This window comes from Granulicatella sp. 20925_1_45 (genome assembly GCF_041433555.1).
Classification (GTDB): Bacteria; Bacillota; Bacilli; order Lactobacillales; family Aerococcaceae; genus Granulicatella.
Map to the genome: position 1 here is coordinate 1 of NZ_JAPWBR010000026.1, position 25,246 is coordinate 25,246.

Genomic DNA, 25,246 nt, shown 5'->3' on the forward strand with positions numbered 1-25,246 from the left:
TTCTGTTGTTGTAGTAGACTCTGTTGTTGATTCAGTAGTCTCTTCTGTAGTTGTAGTTGCTTCTGCTGATGTTGTTGACTCAATTGTTATTTCAACTGATTCATTGATGAATCCTACATATTTGTAACAGCTATCGTCTGAAACTGTTTCGTTCGCTGATACAACTGATGTTGCAGCAACTGCTCCTGATAATACAAGACCTGCCATTAATACCATCTTCTTACCATTTTTGTTTGTTACTAAGAAGTATGCAGCACCTGTTAATGCTACGATTCCTGCAACCATCATCAAAGCTTGAGAACCAGTACCTGTTTCTGGTAATGCTGGTGCTAATTGACATGCATTTTTGTCATATGCATAGACTAATAAAGTACGTTCGCCTTCTTTTGCTGGGGTAGGTTGACCTGGTTGAATCGCCTCACGTTGTTCTTTTGTTAAATCAGCGATATTTACAGTAACTACTTCTGGAGCTGCCGCTTGCGCTACTGTATTTGAGAATAGCCCTACTAGACCTAATAAAGTTACAATCACTAATAATTTTGCAGATAATTTTTTCATTCATATCTTCCTTTCTATCTTTACTGCCGAAATATAATATCATACCAAAAAATAATTTGCAAATATTTTCCTCTCTCGAGCATTAATTTACATTTTCACAATATGAAACATATATTACAAACGCCGAATCTGTCTATAATTAAGCCCTTTCAACATATTTTTTTGAAAATAATTCACCAAATTCACAAGCGACGTCTTCTACTTTTTCATTTAAATACAACTACACACTTACAAGTCACAGTTCATTTGTACAAAAGAAAAAAGAGACCTTCGGATTGAACAGCATCCAAATAGCGTCTCTTTTCAAGTGCCTTTATTCGCATAAAAACTATATACAGCACAAATCTATTTCTAAAGAAAAAATACTGCTTCCTTTCGGACTTTATAATAGCAGCAATGGGGAATAGCGACCGATGTGAAATAGAGGGAGTAAGGAATTTATTCCCTACTCCCTCTTTGAAGCTCGGTAGTGATTGAGACTCTAGGCTCAATCCGGTGCCTCATTACAGCTATTATAAAAACGTCCGTAGTCTTTTCTCACACTACAACTATACAAAGTCAAATCGCAGTTCATTTGTACAAAAGAAAAAAAGAGACCTTCGGATTTTATAGTAACAACAATAGCGATTGTAATTGATTCGAATTACTGACGCTAAGGATGTTAGTCCCTAGCGTCAGTTTGAGAATCGATAGGAAGTGAGACTCAAGGCTCACTCCGGTACAGCTATTGTAGTTACTATAAAAATATCCGAAGGATCTCTTTTCTATTATTTGTGCACTAATCGAGTTCGATTTGGCCTGTGTATAGTTTGTAGTAGATTCCGCGTTTTTCCATAAGGCTCTCATGGTCTCCGCGTTCGATAATCTCACCGTGATCCATTACCATAATCACATCTGAATTACGAATCGTAGACAAACGGTGGGCAATTACAAATGAAGTACGACCTTCCATCAATTGGTCCATACCACGTGAAATCAACGCTTCTGTATGGCTATCGATTGAGCTTGTTGCTTCATCCAGAATCAATACTTTAGGGTTCGCAACGGCAGCACGCGCAATTGCGAGTAATTGACGTTGCCCTTGAGACAAGCCTTCTCCGTCTCCTGTAATTTCTGTTTGGTATCCTTGTGGAAGACGTTTGATAAAACTATGGGCGTTCGCAAGTTTCGCCGCTTTAATGATTTCATCATTCGTCGCATCCAAGTTCCCATAACGAATATTATCCGCAATCGTTCCAGTAAATAAATGCGTATCTTGCAACACGATAGAAATCGTCTTACGTAAATCATCTTTCTTAATCTTCGTTACTGGAATCTCATCGAAAGTAATGACCCCAGAATCAATTTCGTAGAAACGATTAATTAAGTTTGTAATGGTTGTTTTACCAGCACCCGTTGCCCCAACAAAGGCTACCTTCAATCCTGGTTCAGCCCATACATTGATATCTTTTAAAATACGTACACCTGGCACATAACCAAAGTCAACATTGTGTAGTTGGATGTTTCCGACAACTGGAATACGTTTGTCACCATCCACCCAGTACCATTGTTTTGGATCGCGTTGATCCAAAGTAACCGTTCCTTCATCCACTTCAGGTTCTTCACGAAGAATGGCAAAGATACGTTCAGCCCCTGCCATCGCACTAAGCAGTACGTTCATTTGTTGAGACATTTGAGCAAGTGGTTGCGCGAATGTTCTTGAGAATTGTAGGAATGAGGCAAGTCCCCCGATATCCATCCAATTAATAATCACTAAGTATCCACCAACCGCTGCCGTAATCGCATAGTTCACGTAACTGATATTTCCTAAAATTGGGAACATAATAGTCGAATAGAATTGTGCGTTATTTGCAGCTTCTTGAAGTTCAATGTTGAGTCTATCAAATTCATCAAGCACTTTATGTTCGTGGTTAAATACTTTCACTACTTTTTGTCCTTCAATATGCTCTTCCACAAATCCATTCACTTGTCCAAGAATCGCTTGTTGCGCAGCGAATTGTTTCCCCGATTTTGCACCCAATTTCTTCACGATTTGGAACATCAAGAATACCATCGCAATTAGAAGCACTGTTAAGACTGGCGAAAGAATCACCATCATCACAAATGTCAATACTAATTGAAGCGTTGAGCTGATAATCATTAACATACTGTTGTTAAACGCATTTTGAATATTTTCAAAGTCGTTTGTAAAGCGAGACATTAGGTCCCCATGCTTGTTCGTATCAAAGAAACGAATTGGCAAGCTTTGAATATGGTTGAATAAATCTGCACGCATTTTTTCGATAGTATTTTGTCCAACTGTTACCATTAAACGTGCTGAGAAGTAGCTGGCTGTTGCTCCTAGTACATACACAATAGCGATAAAGCCGAGCATTTTTGCTAGCCCCGCTAAGTCACCTGTAGCGATAAAATCATTGATTAACGGACGAATCGCATATGTCCCGATAATTCCGGATGCACTTGAAATGATTAAGCAGACCACTACGACTGCAAGAGTCCATTTACTCTTCCATAAATAACCCCATAAGTCTGCCAAAGTTTGTTTCATATTTTCTGGACGTTTTGGCCCTTTATTTCTACTCATCTCCTTTGGCTCCTTTCATTTGGGTTTCGTAAATATCTCGATACAAGTCGTTTGTTTCCATCAACTCTTCGTGAGTTCCGAGTCCATTCACTTTACCATCATCTAATACAAGAATATTGTTTGCGCCTTGGATAGATGAAATACGTTGCGCGATAATAATCACTGTTGTATCTGGTAAATGGTTAAAGAACGCTTCACGGATTTTCGAGTCAGTGGCTGTATCCACTGCTGAAGTTGAATCGTCTAGAATTAACACGGCTGGCTTACGTAACATCGCACGAGCAATTGTAAGACGTTGTTTTTGTCCACCAGAGAAGTTTGACCCACCTTGTTCTACACGAGTGTCATATCCATCTGGCATTTCCATAATGAAGTCATGAGCTTGAGCGTGTTTCGCCGCTTGCATCATCTCTTCTTCTGTAGCATCTGGATTTCCCCATAAGAGGTTCTCACGAATTGTTCCAGAGAATAACGTGTTCTTTTGTAATACCATCGATACGTTTTGACGTAAATCTGCAAAACGATATTCGCGAACATCATGTCCACCAACACGAACCGTACCAGCAGTGGTGTCATAGAGTCGAGGAATCAACTGTACAAGAGAAGATTTTCCTGACCCTGTTGGCCCGATAATCCCGAACACTTCACCTGGTTTAATCTTGAAGTTGATATTGCTTAACACTTCTTCATCTTGTTGTTTCCCATAAGAGAAATGAACATGATCGAATTCTACTTCACCATAGACTTTGTCCACAGTGATTGGATATTCTGGTTCTTCTACATCGATATTTGTATCTAATACTTCGAAGATACGGTCCATCGATGCTTTTGTCATTGTTAACATGACGAATACGAATGAAATCATCATGAGAGACATCAAGATTTGGGTGATATAAGAAATGAAACTGATAAGGTCCCCTGTTGTCATCGTTCCGCTAATAACGAGTCCACCACCGAACCACATCACTGCAATCGTTACAGCATAAATCGTTAACTGCATGATTGGGTTGTTCCACATTACGACATACATCGCATGTAGGGCACGTTCTCTAAAGGTAGAGTTTTCTTTACCGAATTTTTTCTTCTCGAAAGTTTCACGTACGAATGATTTTACAACGCGAATTCCGATAAAGTTTTCTTGTAAGGTACGGTTAATGCCGTCAGTTGCTTGTTGTAATTTTCTAAAACGTGGAAATGCTGTAGAAATGATTAATGCTAATGAAAGTACTAAGATTGGTACAGCTACCATGAATACAAGAGATAATTGCGCATTGATACTTACCGCAAAGAAGATGGCGAAGATAAACATCATTGGCGCACGCGCTAAAATACGCATCGTCATAATGGCTGTATTTTGAACATTGTTAACGTCACTTGTCATACGTGTAATTAAAGAAGCATTTGAGAAGTGATCAATATTCTTAAATGAGAAAGCTTGAATCTTCTTCATCTCCGCAGAACGTAACTCTGCTGCTACCCCAGTTCCGGCAATCGATGCAAATTTTGCACCAAGAACTCCGGCTGAAAGAGACACAATCGCAACTAGAACCATAATCAATCCTTGTTGCACAATATAGCCTAAGTCTTTATTTGGAATCCCTTCGTCGATAATTTGCTTCATAATAATCGGTTGTGCTACTTCACAGAGCACCTCGATTAAGATGGCAAAAAACGCTAAGAAAGGATATTTTTTATACTTACTAAAAAACGGAATAATCTGTTTTAGCATTTTTTCACTCCTTTTTAATGATTTTAGATAATAAAAAACTGTCCTTGAGTTCCTCTCAAAGACAAGCAATTAGCTACGAATTACTATAAATAGTTTAACAATCTTTTTTTGGGTTTTCAATAGATTGCCCTTCAAATTTTAATTGAATTTTCATCTTTAGTGTATACTATTTTTCTCTAAAAATTTAAGTGCACACTTCAGAATTCACAGCCGAAATGTGCCTGTGTTTTGTGTTCAGAGCGCGATTTATGGTACAATGAGCGCAACGAAATTTTAGAAAGTGAGGGACTCAAGTGTCCACAATTCAATACATTAGTACACGAGACACAAACAACCGTGTTACAGCTTCACAAGCCATTTTAAAAGGAATTGCTGAAGACGGCGGTTTATATGTACCGACTGCCCTCCCAGAAGTGACTCTGGACTGGGAAGTTTTAAAAACTCAAAGCTATCAAGAAATTGCAATCAAAATTTTATCTGCCTTTTTAACAGATTTTACAAAAGAAGAAATTACAGACTGCGTGCATTCAGCATACGACACAACGTTTGATACAAAAGAAATTGCACCTGTGAAGAAAGTCGGCGACCGTCATTTCATGGAACTCTTCCACGGAAGAACTATCGCCTTCAAGGATATGGCGCTATCTATCTTGCCATACCTTCTTACAACTGCTGCGAAGAAAAACAAATCTGACAAAGAAATCGTGATTCTAACAGCGACGTCAGGAGACACTGGTAAAGCTGCCCTTGCTGGATTTGCGGACGTACCTCATACAAACATCATCGTCTTCTATCCAAAAGGCGGCGTAAGTACGATTCAAGAACGCCAAATGGTCACACAAGCCGGCGACAACACATTCGTCTATGGTGTAGAAGGTAACTTCGATGACGCACAAACAAAAGTCAAAGAGTTATTTGCGGATAAAGAATTAAACACAACCCTTGCAGAAAAAGGATTCCAATTCTCTTCTGCTAACTCGATTAACATCGGACGTCTTTGCCCACAAATCGTGTACTATGTATTCGCGTATGCACAGTTAGTCAAAGACGGTACTCTAGCAATTGGTGACCCAATGAACGTTGTCGTTCCAACTGGTAACTTCGGTAACATCCTAGCAGCCTACTACGCAAAAGGTATCGGTGTTCCCATCAATAAACTCATCTGTGCTTCAAACGAAAATGATGTACTTGTTGATTTCTTCCAAACAGGAACATATAACCGACTACGCGAATTTAAATTAACAAGTTCTCCAAGTATGGATATTCTTGTTTCAAGTAACCTTGAGCGTTTCGTTTTCGAATTAACAGGACGTAGCTCGCAGGAAACAAATGCACTCATGACTTCCCTAAAAGAAAACGGAAGCTACTCTGTTCCAAATACAGACACTGCTCTATTCCAACAATTTTATGGAAACCGTGCAAGCCAAGAAGAAACGGCTCAAACGATTCATGATGTATTCACGAACGAGCATTATTTATTAGATCCACACACTGCGGTTGCGGATGCTGTGTATACGAAATATAAGAAAGAAACAGGAGACGAAACTCCTACTGTGGTCGTATCGACGGCAAGTCCATACAAATTCCCACAAAGCGTACTTTCAGCTCTAGACGTGGATACGAATCAATCTGACGCAGAACTCATGGATGCGATTCAACAAGAAAGCGTCATTGCCATTCCAACAGCTGTTACAAGCGTATTGGATGCGCCAATCCGTCATACAAAAGTTCTTTCAATCGAAGGTATGAAACAATCCGTCCTTGATTCATTAAACATTCAATAAAACAAATAAAGACAAGAAATCATTGAAACAACGATTTCTTGTCTTCTTTTTTATTCTCCTGTTAAGAAGCCTTGTGCTTTAAGTACATCAAGCATTTCCGCACGCTTAGCCCCAAGCGTATGGTATTTTGTAGACACTTGTTTTGTAAAGGCATCTACACGACGGTTCGCATCACGAAGGTCGTAGTATTCTGTCACTGTCGCATCATACTCTTTCAATTCTTCTAATGGATTCTCAAGTTCACGGTATCCATTTTCCATATGAATCACTTCTTTTGGAAGACGTGGTTTTAATTGTGGCTCTTGGGAGGGCCAACCTACCGCTACTCCGATTGCTGGGTAAGTGTATTTTGGTAAATTTAGTAACTCGACGATTTTTGCTGTGTCGTTAAAGAAACTTCCTAGATACACAGTCCCCATCCCTAAAGATTCTGCTGCTACAACCACATTTTGCGCTGCAATCACTGCATCTGTTAGTCCTGATACGAAACGGTCTGCGCTCCCTTGAACGCCTACTTCTTGTCCTAAGGCTTTTGCAATTTCCGTGTTACGACGTTGGTCCACCACGAATACAAATAGATGTCCATTGTTAGCCACATAAGGTTGCCCACTCACAGCAGCCAACTCTTTCTTTAATGCTGGATCCGTCACACTAATAATCGAATAGGCTTGTAAGTACATACTTGAAGCTGTTCTTTGCGCCACTTCTACAAGTAAATCCACTTCCTCTTTTGTTAAAGGTTTGTCTTCAAACGCACGAATTGTACGGTGATTGAGTTGTGTTTTGATGGTTTCATTCATCTTGATTACTCCTTTGTATCAAAAAAAGAGTCGACTGCTCAACTCTTTTTGTTTTTTAGAAATATTGTTTACCTGTTTCCAAGGCTGCTTCTGGCATAATCACTTCGCCGTATTCTTTTAATACTTCCCATGAAATTCTTGAGAACTCGGCGTACTCGCGAATAAGCGCCATTTTTGAAGCCACTTCTTCTGGTTTTTCCACTTGATGGAAAACGTGTAAGAAGTAATGTCCGCTGTAACGGTAAAGAACCGATTGGTCAAATTCGCCTGATGCTTCTTTTGCCATTGAAACAAAATCTTCGAAGTCTTCAAAGACAACTGTTACATCGATTGGTTTCAATGTTGAAGATTTATCTTCCGTATTAATGACTGGTTTTGGAGAAATTTTTCCTTCTTCTTTTGCCTCTTTACGCTTCTTCCCAATACGATCTGTTAGAGAATGTTGAATCGTATCCACGATATTGCGCACCATACGCTCGTCTGTCGATTCATCTCCCATGTCCACAATACGTGTGACATAGAGTTCTAGACCGTCTGGATTTGGCATGATTTGGAAGCTCAAACCGTCTGAATCTTCGAATTGATTCAAGACGCCCATCTCCTCTAAAATACTATGGAAAAAGCCTTCGATTTCGCCTGGATTTCCAAGTAATTCAGGTATTGATGTACCACGGTCGATTAGATCTTGGTTCTCGATACGCAACAAGAATGTATCGTCGTTAATGCGTTCCATTTCCATAATATTCACCCCTTTTTACCTTATCCATCTATTCTAGACCAAACCTGATAAAAATAAAAGAAATACGATTGGAACCCTAATGCAAATTGTTTTGTACTTGGTGCTCTTGAAAAACAGCTTGGAATGGGGCAAATTGAACTTGCGTTCAAATATACTAAAAAAGATTACTGCGAATCCCTTCGGATTATTTTTATAATCGCTGTTACGGGGCACCGGTGCAAGCCTGTAGTCTTGCACCTTCGAAGCTTCAAACGCGGAGTACAGGACTCGTCCTTACTCCGCGTAATTCACATTCGATGCGATTCCCCGTTACTGCGATTATAAAATCCGCAGATTCTTCGTAATCTTTTTTTATTTATTTTGTTCAATTTGCCCCTCCAAGCTTTTTAAAGGTGCAAAAACCTTTGTATTTCCCTCTTATTTTTGGAAGGTGAATAGGATGGAAGTGGGCCGCGAAACGACGAGGCTTCTTCTCTTTTTATAAATAAGGCTTAGGCTTTTCTTAGGGTGAGGCCGAATTGTCTTGTTCGGATATGTTGGATGCTAAAGGCTAGTGCTGCATACAAGATTCCGAATAAGAGAACCATACCTAGATTCATAGCGTAACTTGAAAATTCTAGCGATGGGTTTTCGGTTGCAGTGATGACATAATACACTGGGAAGAATTTCGCGATACTAATGGCTACTGGATTCAGTAATTCAAGTGGCACGAAAATTCCTGAGATAAAGGATACCCCCATCCCCACTACCGTACTTGCTGCAGAATAACCATACGTGTTGTCCCCTATAATGACCGAGCATAGGAATGCCAGTGCATAGGCTGTAAGTGCTGACGCGAAAGTGAGCATTAATGCCTTTGGAGCACCCGCACTCACATAGAAGCTTGGTGCCACAATGGCTACGAATAGTAAGTTGATTCCAACGATTATTCCAACAACTGTTAAGCCACCAAGAAATTTTTCAATCATCACTTGGTTTACACTCTTCATACCGATAATAATTCGTTTTGCGACTTCATCATTTTCAAGTAAGGCAAAGATTAATCCAAGCAAGAAGATAAATACTGAGATATAAACGAATGGTGTATACGCAAAGTAGATTTCACCAAATTTTGCATAGTAATCGTCATCCTTAAGTGTGGCGTCTTTTGAAATGACACTCACGGAGGCTTGCTCGTTTAAAATCTTATTCATATTCTCAACGCTAAAGTTGCCTTGATTTTTCAATACAACCGCATAGCGAATATAGGAATTAACGTACTCACGAAGGACATTGCCGTTCAGTGAATTTCCAATTTCCATTTTGACAGCAGATTCCCCATTGTTGATTCTTGTATCAACATCCGATGGAATCCAAAGCGCACCATCTACATCATTTCCATAGACAGCTTCTTTCATGCTGTTATCGCTATTGGTTGTGAGTGTGACTTTATGATCTTTTTGAAGTGCGGCAACGAGCGCGTTGATAATTTCGCTATTGCCATCTGATTCGTCTTTAATCAAGACTTTATATTGTGTATCTTTGAAACCTGTGACTTCGTTGTTTCCTAGCACTTGGGAAAGGCCCATTGCCATAAAGATGACTAGGAAAATAATCGCATATGATTTTAATCGATAAGCAAGTTTTAGAAAATATTTATAGACTATCATAACGTGTTCTCCTTAATCTCCATAGTGCACATCCTAGAAGTGCTAGTGTATATGCGCCAAGTAATAAGTAGGTTCTACCAAGATCTGCACTTCCTACAAGGCGATTTAATTGATAAAATCCTGTAACCATTAATGCGACCGGATTAAACTGGTTAAATCCTGGCATAAAGGTATTGGCAAATCCTTTCATTGCTGTTCCCATCATTCCAGCAAGTGCTGAAAGGACGAGGTTTGTAATTAACGCGAAGATAATTCTTCCCTGAATGGTTAGTTTTTGATTAGTTCCAATAAGAAGCCCTGCTGCAATTCCGAATACATTTCCTAGTAACATGAGAAGGAGGCTTCCTGCCCAATCTGCAAATAGATTAATTTTCAATACTTGTGTCGTATAGACCAGCATGATTGCGTTTGAAGCGATATTGAGTAATAAACCAATCATAAAGCAGTTGATAATGAGTTTGCCTTTGCTAAATGGACTGCCCATAATACGTCGGCCAATCGGCGATAAGTTCCCGTTTAAGTAAGCTGCACAAACGACACCACTAAACAACGAGTACATCGCGAAACTAGCAATCGCTGTGTAAAATAACATCGTCCCTTGACTGACATCGGTTGTCTCCTGCGTCACCCAGCTCTTGTTAAAGTCGATAGATGCTGCGCCTCGTCCAAGGCTTTGAACCTGTTTAATCTGTGTCGCTACATTTTTCAACACGCTTTGAGGAATCCCCATCGATTGGCTAACTACCACGTCTAAGTTCTTCTCAAGAAATCCGTCTGCTTTATCCTCTGTGACGAGTGCCTTCCCTGCTTCCTCTGACTCCACATCAATAATCTCGAAGTAATCTCCGGCTTGTTCAAACACCTGGCGATATGGGTTGTCGGCTGTCATGGCAACTCGAACTGTTCCCATGTCTTGATTCATGATTCCTGAAAAGGATACGAAATAGAGTGAAATCAAGATAATCGGATATAATAACACCCAAAACGAGAATGAAAAATCTTTTAAGGCGTCTTTTGATAAATACGTAAATAGCTTTAAGAATGTCTTCATGAATCTCGAAGTCCTTTCCCTGTGTATGCAAGGAACACATCATCTAAGCTTGGCTGTTCACTGTATAAACGAACATAGCTTAAGTTCAATTCTTCTAGAATGTTTGCCACATGAAGTAAGTGATTTGTTCCTTGTTCGAAGTTGAATTTCAAATGATCTTTATGATGTTCTAATACAAGAACATGTGGAATTTGTTTTAAGCGTGCCACTTGTTCTTCTGTTGGAACGGTTGAAAGTTCCACTTGGATAATTTCAGAAGTCGCGATAGATTTCTTCAATTCTTGCGACGTTCCTGAAACAATGCTCTTTCCTTTATCCATAATCACGATGCGGTCACTTAATCCATCCACTTCGTCTAAGTAGTGCGTTGTATAAATAATCGTGCTGCCTTGTTCGTTGAGTTTGCGAATCCCTTCTAAGATGAATGAACGACTTTGTGTGTCTACCGCAACAGTTGGTTCATCGAAGAAAATTAAGCTTGGCTTATGCACGATACCGCAAGCGATATTTAAGCGGCGTTTCAACCCACCACTCAATTTCTTTGGAACAAACTTGCGGAACTCTTGTAGTTCTACAAATTCGATAGCCTCTTGTACATATTGTTTTCGTTGTTTTGCATCTGAAACATACAATCCGCAGAAGAAATCAATATTTTCTTCGACTGTTAAATTTTCTAAATACGCTAAATCCTGTGGTACAATCCCGATTTCACGTCGTACTTTAGTGGATAACGGGAACTTATTCTCTCCTAAAACGGTTACCTCACCGCTATCAAAGGTTAAGAATCCTAACATACTATTAATCGCTGTTGTCTTCCCACAGCCGTTTGGTCCAAGAAGTGCTAAAAGCTCTCCTTTACGAATTTCAATATCAAAATGATTTAATGCCATCAAGTCTTTGTAACGTTTTACAAGACTCTTTACTTGGATACTATTTTCCATGTCCTCACCTCATTAATTGTTTTTACACTCTTAGTATATCGACCACGCATGTCACAAACTAGTGTCAAATGTCGTTAGTTGTATATGACATTTGTCATAAATAGCTAGATATTTCTCCCTATTTCGGCTAAACTGAAAGAAAGAGTCTTGGAGGTGAGAGGCGTGCGCACGTTTTTAGAGAAGTTAATGTTCTTTATTTTGATTAGCATCTATTTAATGGGACAACAAACAGAAGTCTTTACTATATTTTTAGGTCTTTGTATTTTTATTCTTTCTCTATCTATAGAAGTGTTTGAAAATAGTTGGATTCAACGCATTTCGCTAGTAATATCTGGTGCTTTATGCATCTTCTATCCTGAAACGGGATTGTATCTTTCCATTTTCATTATGCATGCTGCCCAACTATTCGGGCTCCCAGGAGCTTTTGCTGGCATCATCCTTTTACTGCGACCAGATTTATTCACATTAATCCTAAGCGTTATCGGAACGTACGTTATTTTACGTAGTCGCTATGATAAAGAATTCCGTACGATGAGTCACCATATCCAAGACGACTTAGAGCATGAACGACTTCTACTATTGCAACGACAACAATTTAGCCAAGAAGAAACATTGAAGCAAATGGAAGTCGCGACACTTAAGGAACGGAATCGTATCTCTCACGCCTTGCACGATCAAATCGGACATACGCTCAGCGCTTCAATTATGCAACTGGAGGCCTTACAAATTATTACTAATGAACTCGTTGTTGAGAAGAAGTTAGAACAAGTTTCTGGCATCCTTCAAAACGGAATGGACGAGATTCGAACGACGATTCATCAGCTTTACGATGACTCCTTCCTACTCTCTCAAAAGATGGATGAGATTCTTCACCCGCTTGAAGCGAAGGCGCAAGTCAACTATCAAAATACAATCTCGGATGAAATTCCAATCGGATTGAAGTACGACATCCTTACTATCTGTAAAGAGATGGCAACGAACTTTATGAAGTATTCAAACGGAAATCAAATCCAATTATTTTTACTAGAACAAAACAACTACTACACGATTCAATATAAAGATAATGGGAATGAGACGAGAAATGACACCCCGGGCATGGGCTTAACTATGATGAAAGAACTGGTGGAGAAACATAAAGGGGTTATGACATTACAAACAAATAACGGATATGACATCTTTATCCGAATCCCAAAACAGGAGGTCAACCATGATTAAAACGATTCTAGTCGATGACGACTTTCTAGTGCTTCAAGCGCTCGAGACGATTCTATCTGTTCAAGACCATATTGAAGTGGTCGGGACAGGCAGCGATGGACATGATGCTGTCGAATTATATATCACTCATCAACCAGACTTAGTCTTGATGGACATTCGTATGGAACCTACTACCGGAATCGAAGCGGCAGAAACGATTTTAAAAGACTTTCCTGAAGCGAAGATTTTGTTCCTAACGACCTTCCAAGACGACGAGTATATTACAAAAGCACTCTCCCTTGGCTGCAGAGGGTATTTATTGAAGCAACATATTAAAGGAATTCTTCCCGCGATTGATGCAGTGATGAATGGACAAATCGTCTATGACTCTACGATTGAAATGCCAGTGAAGAAAACCTTTGAGAAGAAATCGAGTGCCCATTTAAACGAGCGTGAGAATGAACTGCTCTACCTCGTTGCTGAAGGATTCAATAATAAAGAAATCGCCGAGAAGATGTATCTCAGCGAAGGAACGGTAAGAAACTACTTATCGGCTCTGCTTGAAAAGTTAGAATTGCGTGATCGTACGCAACTGGCAGTTTATTACTATAAAGAACTATAAGAAAAACAAGCACCTCAAGTTGAGGTGCTTGTTTTTCTCTTATGAATATTTATTTCCAAACTTTTCCAAAATTCAGTAAATTTTGGGTACAAAAAAAGCCCTGAATCATCAAGGCTTTTGATCTTTAAAAGTTAACTAAGCGTTGTGCCATATCTAATTCGTAAGCACGAACTTCACGTGGTAAGAAGCGACGAATTTCGTCTTCGTTGTACCCTACTTGGAATCTCTTTTCGTCCAACATAATTGGGCGACGTAGCAATCCTGGGTTGTTTTGGATTAATGAGAACAATTGATTTAATGGAACTTCATCTAAGTCAATTTTTAACTCTTGGAATGCTTTTGAACGAGTTGAGATAATCTCTTCTGTTCCGTCTTCTGTCATTCGTAGGATGTTTTTAATTTCGTCAATTGTTAATGGTTCTGAAAAAATGTTTCTTTCTGTGTACAAGATGTTATGTTCTTCTAACCATGCACGAGCTTTACGGCAAGATGTACAGCTAGGTGATGTATATAATGTAACCATACGTCGATGTCCTCCTCTTCTAAAGTCTTCGGTCTTATCTACGTGTATTATTATATATGATATATAAAAAAAAATCTATATGATTTTTGGATATTTTTTAGATTTTCACAAACTTTTTTCACTTTTGATGAAAAATTTAATGTTTCATAATATTTTCACTCGCTTTCATTTCGTGATTGTGTCTTCAACAGAAAATCTCTGAATTCACAAACGTTGAAAACAGTTGTAACTATTTTTTCATGAAAATCCTTTAGAAATAAGGTATAATAAAACTAACAAGTTTAAGGAGCACTTATATGTCTAAAAAAAGAATTTTCTCAGGCGTACAGCCTTCAGCTATCCCAACTATCGGGAACTATATTGGAGCGATGAAAAACTTCGTGGCCTTACAAGATGAGTACGATTGTACTTACTGTATCGTAAACCAACACGCGATTACCGTTCCACAAGATCCAAAGAAATTAAAAGAACAAACGCGTTCACTTGCAGCACTTTACCTTGCGATTGGTCTTGACCCTGAAAAGTCAACGATCTTCGTACAATCAGAAGTACCTGCACACGCACAAGCTGCATGGATCGTTCAATGTAATGTCGGTGTTGGTGAATTAGAACGTATGACACAATACAAAGATAAATCTCAAAAACAACAATCTGTATCAGCAGGTTTATTAACATACCCTCCTCTAATGGTAGCCGATATCGTTTTATATAACGCCGAAGTGGTACCTGTTGGAGAAGACCAAAAACAACATATGGAATTAACACGTGACTTCGTTGAACGCTTCAACAGCCGCTACGGAAACGGCAACCAACTTCTTGTAATGCCAGAACCATTCATTCCAAAAGCTGGCGCACGTGTCATGAGCTTACAAACGCCAACGAAGAAAATGAGTAAATCAGATGCCAACGTAAAAGAATATATCAGCATGCTTGATGAACCTTCCGTGATTCGCAAGAAGATTAAGAGCGCTGTAACAGATTCAAGCGGCGTGATTGAATTCGATCCAGCTGAAAAACCTGGCGTATCAAACCTATTAACAATTTTCTCTGCTTTCTCTGGCGAAAGTATTGAATCATTAGTGGAACGCTTCAAAGGCGTTGGTTATGGCCAATTCAAAGAAGAATTAGCCGATGCTATTATCGCTGTTATGGAACCAATTCAAGAGCGCTATTATGAGCTATTAAAATCTGATAAGTTAGATGAGATTCTTGATGAGGGTGCTAAGAAAGCAAATGCAGTGGCAAGTAAGACGCTACGCAAGATGGAGAAAGCTGTAGGCTTAGTGAGATAAACTATTTTTAATTGATGAGATCCATTCATTTAGAATGGGTCTTTTTTGATTATCTGAAAAACATCAGTTTTATATTGAAAGAGTCATAATGGGACACCGGTTCGAGCCTTTCGTCTCTCACCTTTGAAGCTTCAAAGGTGGAGTAAGGATTTCATTCCTAACTCCACCTAATTCACATTCAATGTGATTCCCCACTATTCTTTCAATAAACTGATGTTTTTTCTGATAATTGATAACCTTATTCCATAATGAATCAATCAAAAATAGTTTATCTCCCACCGCTGAAGGGAAAAGGTTAAATAATTTAATGAGCACATCAAACTTAAACCTTATAGTTCGAGGGACTCTTTTTCTTTATGTATAAAAATACCTTTCTTAGTTTATCTCCCATCGCTGAAGGGAAAAGGTGCAAAAAATAAAAAACGCTAGGACAATCCTAGCATTTTCTATCTTTTGCTATTCTATAACGAGCAGGCCGGCACCAATGATTCCATTATCCCCCTTAATGGTTGATGCTTGGATATGCTCCAGAATATGTTTTTGTTCGTGATGAAGGAGTTCTGCTAACTCTTCTTTCACGAGTTCTATAAAGTCTGGGTTGTAGTTTGAAACACTACCTCCGAACACAATGGTTTTTGGATCTAGTAAGCAGACCATCCCATGAAGAACACTTGCTAATCCCATAGCTGTTTCTTCGATGATACGGCGAGCTGCCTCCTCACCATTGCGCCATTTATCAAAGATGTCCTTCGTTGTCAATGTCTCGTCTTCGTAAATTTCGCGCCCTGTACGCTCGATTCCGACACCCGAGCAAGCCACTTCTAACGCTTCGAGACATTCAAAGTAAGGTACTTTGACAAACCCAATTTCGCCTGAGAACCCTTCCCCGCGTAAGATTGTATTGTTGACGATGTTGGTGGCTGCGATTCCTGTTGATACCGTTACGTATCCAAACATGTCTGTAGGTTTTAGATTGAGCATTCGATATTCCGCATAAGCCGCTACTTTTACGTCATTATCGATTTTCACCGGTATGTCTCCGTACGTTTCCTTCAATCTTTCTACAATTGGAAAATTAGCCCAAGGTATATTATTTTGGAAAATCGCTACCCCGTTTTCCACGTCTACCTTCCCTGGTAATCCAACACCAATCCCATACGTATCTTGAATGCGTAAATCATTATCATTGAGCACTTTATCCACCAGTTGGACCACACCCTGATACAAACTTTCGGCACTCGCTGTTTGGCTTGGGCTTTGAGAACGACTAACGATCTCCCCATTCTCGTTAATCAACGCAACCGCTACCTTCGTTCCCCCAATATCAATACCAACCGCGACTTTCATCAAAATCCCTCCGTTCATTATGATTTCGCTTTCATAATTAGTTTACACCGAAAATCGCTTCCTGGCTTTCCCTATCTTGTTCTATACTATAACTATTTTGCTGTCTTTCATTCAGTTTGAAAAATGATAACTGTTTTGATAGCCGTTTTGTCGTCTTTTCCTAACCACCTCTCTTTCTCATCACTCTCTCCCCCTTCATTAGCAAAAATTTGGTTGTTCAATCATTAAGGATAAGAAACCGCGCTTGTTTTATAGAAATTAATGATGAATTCACATTGAAAAATGATAACCGAAGATAGCCGTTATAGTGGAATGAGTGATGGGGAATAGCATCGAATGTGAATTAGAGGGAGTTGCGAATTCTTTCGCTACTCCCTCTTTGAAGCTTCGAAGACCGAGAGACCTTAGGCTCGAGGCGGTGCCCCATCACAAAATCCACTATGTCCAAACGGCTATCAATCAGGTTATCATTTTTCAAACCACCTCATTAAATAGTTACTCTATATAAAACAAGCGCTGTTTCTTATCCCTTCAACCTACGGTTGAAAACCATCAATTTTTGCACAAAAAAGGAGGGGAAGCAAATCTGCTTCCCCTCCCTAATTCCTAGGAATTATTTGTTTTTCAAGTTGTAGAACGCTGATAGACCTTGGTAAACAGCTAAGTCACCTAATTGATCTTCAATACGTAATAATTGGTTGTATTTAGCAATACGGTCTGTACGGCTTAATGAACCAGTCTTGATTTGTCCAGCGTTTGTTGCAACTGCGATGTCAGCAATTGTAGCATCTTCAGTTTCACCAGAACGGTGTGAAACAACTGCAGTGTAACCAGCTTTTTGAGCCATTTCGATTGCGTTGAATGTTTCAGTTAAAGTACCGATTTGGTTAACTTTGATTAAGATTGAGTTTGCAATACCTTGTTCGATACCACGAGATAAGATTTCAGTGTTAGTTACGAATAAGTCGTCACCAACTAATTGAACTTTACCGCCTAAGCGTTCAGTTAATAATTTCCATCCATCCCAGTCGTTTTCGTCACAGCCGTCTTCGATTGTGATGATTGGGTATTTTTCAACTAATTCTGCTAAGTATTCAACTTGTTCAGCTGGAGTACGTTTAGCACCTTTTTCACCTTCGAAGATTGTGTAGTCATATACGCCATCTTTGAAGAATTCAGATGAAGCACAGTCAAATCCTAAGTAAACATCTTTACCTGGTTCTAGACCTACTTTTCTGATTGCTGCTAAGATTGTTTCTACAGCATCTTCAGTTCCTTCGAATGTTGGAGCGAAACCACCTTCGTCACCTACTGCAGTTACTAAACCGCGGTCGTGTAAGATACCTTTCAATGCGTGGAATACTTCAGCACCCCAACGTAAAGCTTCTTTGAATGAAGGAGCACCAACAGGTAAGATCATGAACTCTTGGAATGCGATTGGAGCATCTGAGTGAGATCCACCGTTAACGATGTTCATCATTGGTGTTGGTAATACTTTAGTGTTGAATCCGCCTAAGTATTGGTATAAAGGTTGATCTAAGTAGTCAGCAGCTGCGCGTGCTACAGCGATAGATACGCCTAAGATTGCGTTAGCTCCTAATTTACCTTTGTTTGGAGTACCATCTAATTCGATCATTAATTTGTCGATCGCCATTTGTTCACGAACATCGTAACCTAAGATAGCTTCAGCGATAATGTTGTTTACATTGTCAACTGCTTTTTGAACTCCTTTTCCTGAGTAACGAGATTTGTCGCCGTCACGTAATTCAACTGCTTCGTATTCACCAGTTGAAGCTCCTGAAGGAACCATACCGCGTCCGAACGCTCCGCTTTCTGTGTAAACTTCAACTTCGATAGTTGGGTTCCCACGTGAGTCTAGTACTTCTCTTGCTAATACATCTGTAATAAATGGCATGATTTATTAACTCCTTTAATATTTATTTTGTACGTTATTATTTTAATCGAAAATCATCAGAGTTTCAACCTTTGGAAAGGGATTCTTTATTTTTCGATTAATGATTCACCAGTCATTTCTTCTGGTTTTTCCACATTTAGTAAATCAAGCATAGTTGGAGCAACGTCTGCTAAACGTCCACCCTCGCGTAATGTTACACCTTTCTTCGTAACAATCACTGGTACTGGCACTGTTGTATGTGCAGTATGTGGTGTTCCTTCTGGTGTAATCATTGTTTCTGAGTTACCGTGGTCAGCAAAGATAATTGCGCTACCGCCTTTTGCAAGGATGGCGTCAACAACTTTACCTAAGTTTTCATCCACTGCTTCAATCGCTTTGATTGTTGGTTCTAACATTCCTGAGTGTCCAACCATGTCTGGGTTCGCGAAGTTTAAGATGATGGCATCATTTTCATCATTGATGATTGAGTTGTATAATGCATCTCCTACTTCGTAAGCACTCATTTCTGGTTTCAAGTCGTAAGTTGCAACCTTTGGAGAAGGAATTAAAATACGGTTTTCACCAGGGAATTCTTCGTTACGTCCACCATTCATGAAGAATGTTACGTGTGGATATTTTTCAGTTTCGGCAATACGTAATTGTGCAAGGCCTGCTTTAGATAACACTTCACCAAGAACGTTTGTCATTGGAATTGGGGGGAATGCAACTTCTGCATCCACGCTTGGGTTATATAAAGTCATTGTCACAAATTTAACGTTTGTAGCACGTGCACCACGGTCAAAGTTAGTCCACTCTTTATCAGTGAACGCATTTGATAATTGGATTGCACGGTCAGGACGGAAGTTGAAGAAGATGATTGCATCGTTGTCTTCTACTTTTGCCACTGGTTTGCCATCTTTAACGATTACTGACGGAATAACGAATTCGTCTGTAACATCTTTAGCATAGCTATCTTCGATCACAGCTTGTGCGCTTTCGAATTGTGGTCCTTCGCTATGAGCGATTGCATCATAAGCTAATTTCACACGTTCCCAACGTTTGTCACGGTCCATTGCATAGTAACGACCTGAAACTGTTGCGATTTCTCCAACGCCTACTTCAGCTAATTTGTCTTCTAAAGTTTTGATGTAAGAAGGACCAGCTTTAGGGTCTACGTCACGTCCATCCATGAATGCATGAATGTACACTTTGTCGATTCCTTTTGCTTTAGCTGTTTCCACTAATGCTAATAAATGGTTGATATGGCTGTGTACCCCACCATCAGATAATAATCCGAATAAGTGTAATGCTGAGCCATTTTCTTTTACGTGGTTAAATGCACCGTTTAATGCTGGGTTTGATTCGAATTCGCCTTCTTCGATTGCTTTGTCAATACGAGTTAAGCTTTGGTAAACGATACGTCCAGCACCGATGTTTGTATGACCTACTTCTGAGTTCCCCATTTGGCCATCTGGTAGACCTACATCTAATCCAGAAGCTTTTAATGTTGTATGAGGGAATTCGTTATAATAACGATCAAAATTTGGTTTTTTTGCTTGTGCAACAGCATTACCTTCAACTTCTGGTCTCCATCCGAAACCATCTAAGATAATGATTGCAACTGGTGATTTTGCCATTATTTTACTGCCTCCAATAAAGCTAAGAATGAATCTGGTTGTAAGCTTGCTCCACCTACAAGAGCTCCGTCCACATCTGGACAAGCCATGTATTCAGCAATGTTTTCTGGTTTTACAGATCCACCGTATTGAACGCGAACTTTGTCAGCAACTTCTTGACCGAAGTCAGCTGCTACAACGTCACGAACAACTTTACACATTTTTTGAGCGTCATCTTGTGATGCTGATTTACCAGTTCCGATAGCCCAGATTGGTTCATAAGCAATCACTAATGATGATACTTGCTCGTTTGATAAACCTTTCAATGCTGCAGAAACTTGTCCGCCTACGAATTCAGAAGCTTTTCCTGCTTCGTAAGTTTCTAAAGTTTCACCACAACAAATGATTGGTGTTAAGCCGTTTCTGAAAATAGCATGTGCTTTTTTGTTGATATCTTCGTCAGTTTCGTGGAAATACTCACGACGTTCTGAGTGGCCGATAACTACGTAGTGCACGCCCATTTCAGCTAATACTTTAGGTGAAGTTTCACCAGTGAAAGCACCAGCATCTTCGAAATAGCAGTTTTCAGCAGCTACTTTTAATTCTGATCCTTTCGCATATTCTAATAAAGTTACTAAGTCAACTGCAGGAGCAGCAATAGCACTTTCTACGCGTTCGCCTGAAGGTAATTTACCAACAACAGCTTCCACAAAAGCTTGAGTTTCTTTTGGGTTTTTGTTCATTTTCCAGTTTCCGGCAATAATTGGTTTACGCATATACACAACATCTCCTTTTAAATGTTTAAAATTATTTATCACTGATAGCAGCAACACCTGGTAGTTCTTTACCTTCTAGATATTCTAGAGAAGCTCCACCACCTGTTGAAATGTGAGTGAATTTGTCAGCGTATCCTAGTGAGATTGCAGCAGCAGCTGAGTCCCCACCACCGATGATTGTAGTTGCGCCGTCAAGGTTAGCGATGGCTTCACATACACCGATAGTTCCTTTAGCAAAGTTTGGTAATTCGAATACACCCATTGGTCCATTCCATACAACTGTTTTTGCATCTTTTAAGTAGCTTGCAAATAATTCAACTGTCTTAGGTCCGATATCTAAACCTTCTTGGTCTGCTGGGATAGCATCTGAAGCAACGATTGTAGCTACAGCGTCGTTAGAGAATTCTTTAGCAACAACGTTATCGATTGGTAATACTAATTTGTCGCCAGCTTTTTCCATAATTTCTTTCGCTAATTCAACGCGGTCTAATTCTAATAATGAAAGACCAACTTCACGTCCCATTGCTTTGAAGAACGTGTAAGCCATTCCTCCACCGATAAGAACTTTATCAGCTTTGTCTAATAAGCTGTTGATAACACCAATCTTATCTGAAACTTTCGCTCCACCTAAGATTGCCACGAATGGACGTTCTGGGTTATCTACTGCACCACCGATGAACTTGATTTCTTTTTCCATCAAGAATCCAGCAGCTGATTCTAATTGGCTAGCAATACCAACGTTTGAAGCATGCGCACGGTGAGCTGTACCGAATGCATCGTTAACGAATAAGTCGCCTAAAGAAGCCCAATATTTACCTAATTCAGGGTCGTTTTTAGATTCTTTCTTACCATCTAAATCTTCGAAACGAGTATTTTCGAATAATAAAACATCGCCATCTTTAAGAGCATTAATAGCAGCTTCTAACTTTTCTCCACGAGTTTCTGGAACGAAAGTCACTGGTTTTCCTAATAACTCAGATAAGCGTTCTGCAACTGGACGTAAGCTCAATTTAGCTTTGTCTTCTTCAGATTTCACTTTACCTAAGTGAGAGAATAAAATCACTTTAGCGTTGTGATCGATTAAATATTTGATTGTTGGCAATGCTTGAACGATACGGTTATCGTCTGTAATCACGCCATCTTTCAAAGGAACGTTAAAGTCCACACGAACTAAAACTTTCTTTCCTTCCACTTGTAAGTCTGTAACGATTTTTTTAGCCATAAAATAGCCTCCTACATTTTTATTTGGAGCGAGTGCATTACTCACATTATGAAAACAGGGCGAGGAAGCGAATGCTTCCATCGCCCTGAGAAAATAGATACGATTAGCTAAATCTATAGTTTAAATTATAGTTTTGCGAAGTATTGTAAAGTACGAACTAATTGTGCAGTGTATGACATTTCGTTATCGTACCAAGCAACAGTTTTAACTAATTGTTTGTCGCCTACAGTCATTACTTTAGTTTGAGTAGCATCAAATAATGAACCATAAGTGATACCTACGATATCAGAAGATACGATTGGATCTTCAGTGTATCCGTAAGATTCGTTAGCTAATTCTTTCATAGCTGCGTTGATTTCTTCAGCAGTAACTGGTTTTTCTAAAACTGTTACTAATTCAGTTAATGAACCTGTTGGAACAGGAACACGTTGAGCAGCTCCGTCTAATTTTCCGTTTAATTCTGGGATTACTAATCCGATAGCTTTAGCAGCACCTGTTGTGTTAGGAACGATGTTAACTGCTGCAGCGCGAGCACGACGTAAGTCACCTTTAGCGTGAGGTGCGTCTAATGTGTTTTGGTCACCTGTGTAACCGTGGATTGTTGTCATTAAACCTTCAACGATACCGAATTTATCGTTTAATGCTTTAGCCATTGGAGCTAAGCAGTTTGTAGTACATGAAGCACCAGAGATAACAGTTTCTTTACCTGTTAAAATGTTGTGGTTTGTGTTGAATACAACTGTAGGAACGTCATTTCCACCAGGAGCAGAGATAACAACGCGTTTAGCGCCACCTTTTAAGTGTAATTCAGCTTTTTCTTTAGAAGTGAAGAAACCAGTACATTCTAATACGATATCAACGCCTAGTTCACCCCATGGTAATTCTTCAGGATTACGGTTAGCAAGTACTTTAACTTCTTTACCGTTAACGCGGAAAGCTCCATCTAACACTTCAACTTCACCGTTGAAACGTCCTTGAGTTGAATCATATTTTAACAAGTGAGCTAATTGCTTAGCGTCTGTTAAGTCATTGATTGCAACAACTTCTAATCCTTCCACATCTTGAATACGACGGAATGCTAAACGACCGATACGTCCGAAACCGTTAATACCAACTTTAACTGTCATATAGTTTTTCCTCCTAGGAATTTTTTATTTTTATTTTTTGCGGGTTGCCCCGTTCAAAACCAACTCTGATGTCTCCTTGTCAATCACAAACCAAGTGCGATCCACTGGAGCTAATTTGGCATATGCTTTTAAAGCAGGTGCCTTCTCTGCGCCTTCCACAACGGCAATCGAATGTGGAATCGTAGATAAATCACTAAGATGCAGCCCTACTCGTGGGATTTTTAACACCACATTTCCTTCTGCATCGAAGAAACAACCGAACGCTTCGCCAATTGCTTTCTTCTCTTTTAACGTAGCCATTTGTTCTTGCGTGAGGCCACGTCTCTCTCCCATTATAATAGCACTTCCAACGCTATATAACAAACACTCCGCCTTTTTCATGAGACCTATCGTCTTTGCGACTGAAGGTTCTTGCATTAACGGTGCATATGTCGCCTGTTGGACATGTTCTGGAACGAATAACGCTTCATGACGAGCGCCAATTCCAGTCGCCATTTTCTCACTGACATTATTGGCTTGAATCACCATCGATCCAAACATTCCTCCTCTTGCAGGAACAATCGTTAAGTCTCGGTTCACTGAAATGTCTTTTGTGAATCCTTCGCTGACACGGACCATCGTTTGGCCCCCAGTGATGGCGATAATGGAAGTTCCAAGCGGTAAAAGGACATCCATAATCTCTTGTACCAACTCAGATGTTTTCGCCGAATCATCCACAACTTTTACATATTGAACGCCTAAGGTTTTAGCCACCTTATGTTCCACCAGACTCATCTGGATAAAGTTGTTTTTCAAATCATCCGACCGTTCTAATATAAATTCGCCAACTTCCGTGAGTCGCATTCCTGACCCTTGTACTTCAATCAGGTCTAAAGCTTTCATATCCTCACATTCATTACGTAGTGTGCGTTCGGACATCTGAACCACTTTTGCAAGAGCTCTTCGTCCAATCGGTTGATACGTTGCGATGGCTTGTAAAATACGGAATCGCGTTTGAAGGGCGACTCTGCTTTCTGGAACTAATAAATGAGATAGATTAAGATAATTCATCGAAACCTTCCTCCAATCGTTTCCAGATAGGGTCGTATATCGTCCCGCTTATTTCCAGTATCTTTGAATCCATATTTCTGAACACATTTATATTTTAACACAAAATAGCAGAAATGCAACCGTGCTCAGATTACAATTTGGTTAAGATTTACGAATATTCGGGACTCAATCCGTCCCTACATTTTCTCCAAGCTGTTGAGACCACGGTTTCTGCTCCTCCATTTCAAAAGAAACATCGAACCAAAATCCCATTTTTTGAGCAATTTCTTCTAATAGTAGAAATGAAATATTTTGACGTCCTCTTTCCAACCGTGAATAGTGAGAGGCCGACATCCCAATCTTTTTGGCAAACTGATTTTGCGATAAACCTGTTTTCAATCTGAATTCTGTCATTCTAAGCCCGATTTTATGATTCGCATATTCTCTCATTAAATCTTTTTCAAACTCTGGATACGTCGATTTTAATTGATCTAAACGTTTTAATAAATAATTTCTCAAATTCTGTCCCCACCCTTTCTTTACCTTCTGGGATGAGCAATATTTCTTTCCCGTCGTCATCTACTACTCCCCATCTCTCCCAAACAGCATCCGTTACCCCTTCTTTATCTAGAAGAAGCATGATAGCCGCATATCTCACCATAACTGGATAGGATAACTCATCCAAAATATCAATTTGTTTTTCATCCAAATCCGCAACTCTTCTCATTGCAACTCCTCCTTCTAACATGAAAATACCATATTTGGGTAT

General features: G+C 39.5%; 22 protein-coding genes. 4 read left to right on the top strand and 18 right to left on the bottom strand.

Translation table 11 applies throughout. From position 1 onward, the window contains the following. The 3 genes from O3798_RS07965 to O3798_RS07975 form a co-directional block, all read right to left on the bottom strand. On the bottom strand, positions 1–558 hold a 558-nt coding region (locus O3798_RS07965; RefSeq protein ID WP_371464195.1), incomplete at its 3' end, for an LPXTG cell wall anchor domain-containing protein. Positions 559–1,336: 778 nt separating this feature from the next. Then, on the bottom strand, positions 1,337–3,142 hold the full coding sequence (locus O3798_RS07970; protein WP_371464196.1) for an ABC transporter ATP-binding protein: 1,806 nt from the start codon (positions 3,140–3,142) through the stop codon (positions 1,337–1,339). Beyond that, entirely contained in the window at positions 3,135–4,871 is a 1,737-nt protein-coding gene (locus O3798_RS07975) for an ABC transporter ATP-binding protein (protein WP_371464197.1), read from the bottom strand. Before O3798_RS07975 ends, O3798_RS07970 begins: the two co-directional genes overlap by 8 nt. A gap of 293 nt (positions 4,872–5,164) precedes the next feature. Here O3798_RS07975 and thrC point away from each other — a divergent pair, with 293 nt between their 5' ends. Further along, on the top strand, positions 5,165–6,655 hold the full coding sequence (thrC, locus tag O3798_RS07980) for a threonine synthase (protein ID WP_371464198.1): 1,491 nt from the start codon (positions 5,165–5,167) through the stop codon (positions 6,653–6,655). A 50-nt stretch (positions 6,656–6,705) separates the two neighbouring features. Here the strand turns inward: thrC and O3798_RS07985 are convergent, their stop codons facing one another. From O3798_RS07985 to O3798_RS08005, 5 genes are all read right to left on the bottom strand, one after another. After that, positions 6,706–7,455: an NADPH-dependent oxidoreductase gene (locus O3798_RS07985; RefSeq protein ID WP_371464199.1), complete on the bottom strand. Its 750-nt coding sequence runs from the start codon at positions 7,453–7,455 to the stop codon at positions 6,706–6,708. Between the two features lie 55 nt (positions 7,456–7,510). After that, positions 7,511–8,194, bottom strand: coding sequence for an adaptor protein MecA (locus O3798_RS07990; RefSeq protein WP_371464200.1), 684 nt, complete (start codon positions 8,192–8,194; stop codon positions 7,511–7,513). Between the two features lie 491 nt (positions 8,195–8,685). Continuing rightward, a complete protein-coding gene (locus O3798_RS07995) occupies positions 8,686–9,843 on the bottom strand; it encodes an ABC transporter permease (RefSeq protein ID WP_371464202.1) in 1,158 nt (385 codons plus the stop codon). After that, a complete protein-coding gene (locus O3798_RS08000; RefSeq protein ID WP_371464203.1) occupies positions 9,830–10,894 on the bottom strand; it encodes an ABC transporter permease in 1,065 nt (354 codons plus the stop codon). The genes O3798_RS07995 and O3798_RS08000 overlap by 14 nt, the downstream gene beginning before the upstream one ends. Next, a complete protein-coding gene (locus O3798_RS08005; RefSeq protein WP_371464204.1) occupies positions 10,891–11,835 on the bottom strand; it encodes an ATP-binding cassette domain-containing protein in 945 nt (314 codons plus the stop codon). The genes O3798_RS08000 and O3798_RS08005 overlap by 4 nt, the downstream gene beginning before the upstream one ends. A gap of 162 nt (positions 11,836–11,997) precedes the next feature. On the opposite strand from O3798_RS08005, the gene O3798_RS08010 reads away from it, so the two are divergent. Together O3798_RS08010 and O3798_RS08015 are read left to right on the top strand one after the other, a co-directional pair. Continuing rightward, complete coding sequence (locus tag O3798_RS08010; protein ID WP_371464205.1) at positions 11,998–13,050, top strand: sensor histidine kinase; 1,053 nt, start codon at positions 11,998–12,000, stop codon at positions 13,048–13,050. Beyond that, positions 13,043–13,651 (top strand): response regulator transcription factor, encoded by a 609-nt coding sequence (locus O3798_RS08015; RefSeq protein WP_371464206.1) that lies wholly within the window; start codon positions 13,043–13,045, stop codon positions 13,649–13,651. Before O3798_RS08010 ends, O3798_RS08015 begins: the two co-directional genes overlap by 8 nt. Positions 13,652–13,775: 124 nt before the next feature. Here O3798_RS08015 and spxA read toward each other — a convergent pair whose 3' ends face one another. After that, positions 13,776–14,174: a transcriptional regulator SpxA gene (spxA, locus tag O3798_RS08020; RefSeq protein ID WP_371464207.1), complete on the bottom strand. Its 399-nt coding sequence runs from the start codon at positions 14,172–14,174 to the stop codon at positions 13,776–13,778. Positions 14,175–14,470: 296 nt separating this feature from the next. On the opposite strand from spxA, the gene trpS reads away from it, so the two are divergent. Next, positions 14,471–15,466 (top strand): tryptophan--tRNA ligase, encoded by a 996-nt coding sequence (trpS, locus tag O3798_RS08025; protein WP_371464208.1) that lies wholly within the window; start codon positions 14,471–14,473, stop codon positions 15,464–15,466. A gap of 456 nt (positions 15,467–15,922) precedes the next feature. On the opposite strand, the gene O3798_RS08030 is transcribed toward trpS, so the two are convergent. The 9 genes from O3798_RS08030 to O3798_RS08070 form a co-directional block, all read right to left on the bottom strand. Beyond that, positions 15,923–16,831 carry an ROK family protein gene (locus O3798_RS08030; protein ID WP_371464209.1) on the bottom strand — a complete coding sequence of 303 codons (909 nt, stop codon included), beginning with the start codon at positions 16,829–16,831 and terminating at the stop codon, positions 15,923–15,925. 595 nt (positions 16,832–17,426) lie between these two features. After that, positions 17,427–18,728 (bottom strand): phosphopyruvate hydratase, encoded by a 1,302-nt coding sequence (gene eno / locus O3798_RS08035; RefSeq protein ID WP_048711986.1) that lies wholly within the window; start codon positions 18,726–18,728, stop codon positions 17,427–17,429. 86 nt (positions 18,729–18,814) lie between these two features. Next, positions 18,815–20,344 (bottom strand): 2,3-bisphosphoglycerate-independent phosphoglycerate mutase, encoded by a 1,530-nt coding sequence (gene gpmI, locus O3798_RS08040; RefSeq protein ID WP_371464210.1) that lies wholly within the window; start codon positions 20,342–20,344, stop codon positions 18,815–18,817. Continuing rightward, positions 20,344–21,099 (bottom strand): triose-phosphate isomerase, encoded by a 756-nt coding sequence (gene tpiA, locus O3798_RS08045; RefSeq protein WP_005607135.1) that lies wholly within the window; start codon positions 21,097–21,099, stop codon positions 20,344–20,346. Before tpiA ends, gpmI begins: the two co-directional genes overlap by 1 nt. A gap of 31 nt (positions 21,100–21,130) precedes the next feature. Continuing rightward, positions 21,131–22,321, bottom strand: coding sequence for a phosphoglycerate kinase (pgk, locus tag O3798_RS08050; protein ID WP_371464211.1), 1,191 nt, complete (start codon positions 22,319–22,321; stop codon positions 21,131–21,133). 125 nt (positions 22,322–22,446) lie between these two features. Next, positions 22,447–23,448: a type I glyceraldehyde-3-phosphate dehydrogenase gene (gap, locus tag O3798_RS08055; RefSeq protein ID WP_049554530.1), complete on the bottom strand. Its 1,002-nt coding sequence runs from the start codon at positions 23,446–23,448 to the stop codon at positions 22,447–22,449. A 30-nt stretch (positions 23,449–23,478) separates the two neighbouring features. Next, a complete protein-coding gene (locus O3798_RS08060) occupies positions 23,479–24,498 on the bottom strand; it encodes a sugar-binding transcriptional regulator (protein ID WP_371464212.1) in 1,020 nt (339 codons plus the stop codon). A gap of 165 nt (positions 24,499–24,663) precedes the next feature. Next, positions 24,664–24,996: a helix-turn-helix domain-containing protein gene (locus O3798_RS08065; protein WP_371464213.1), complete on the bottom strand. Its 333-nt coding sequence runs from the start codon at positions 24,994–24,996 to the stop codon at positions 24,664–24,666. Beyond that, a partial coding sequence (locus O3798_RS08070; protein ID WP_371464214.1) for a hypothetical protein occupies positions 24,938–25,246 on the bottom strand: 309 nt, incomplete at its 5' end. The genes O3798_RS08065 and O3798_RS08070, both read right to left, overlap by 59 nt.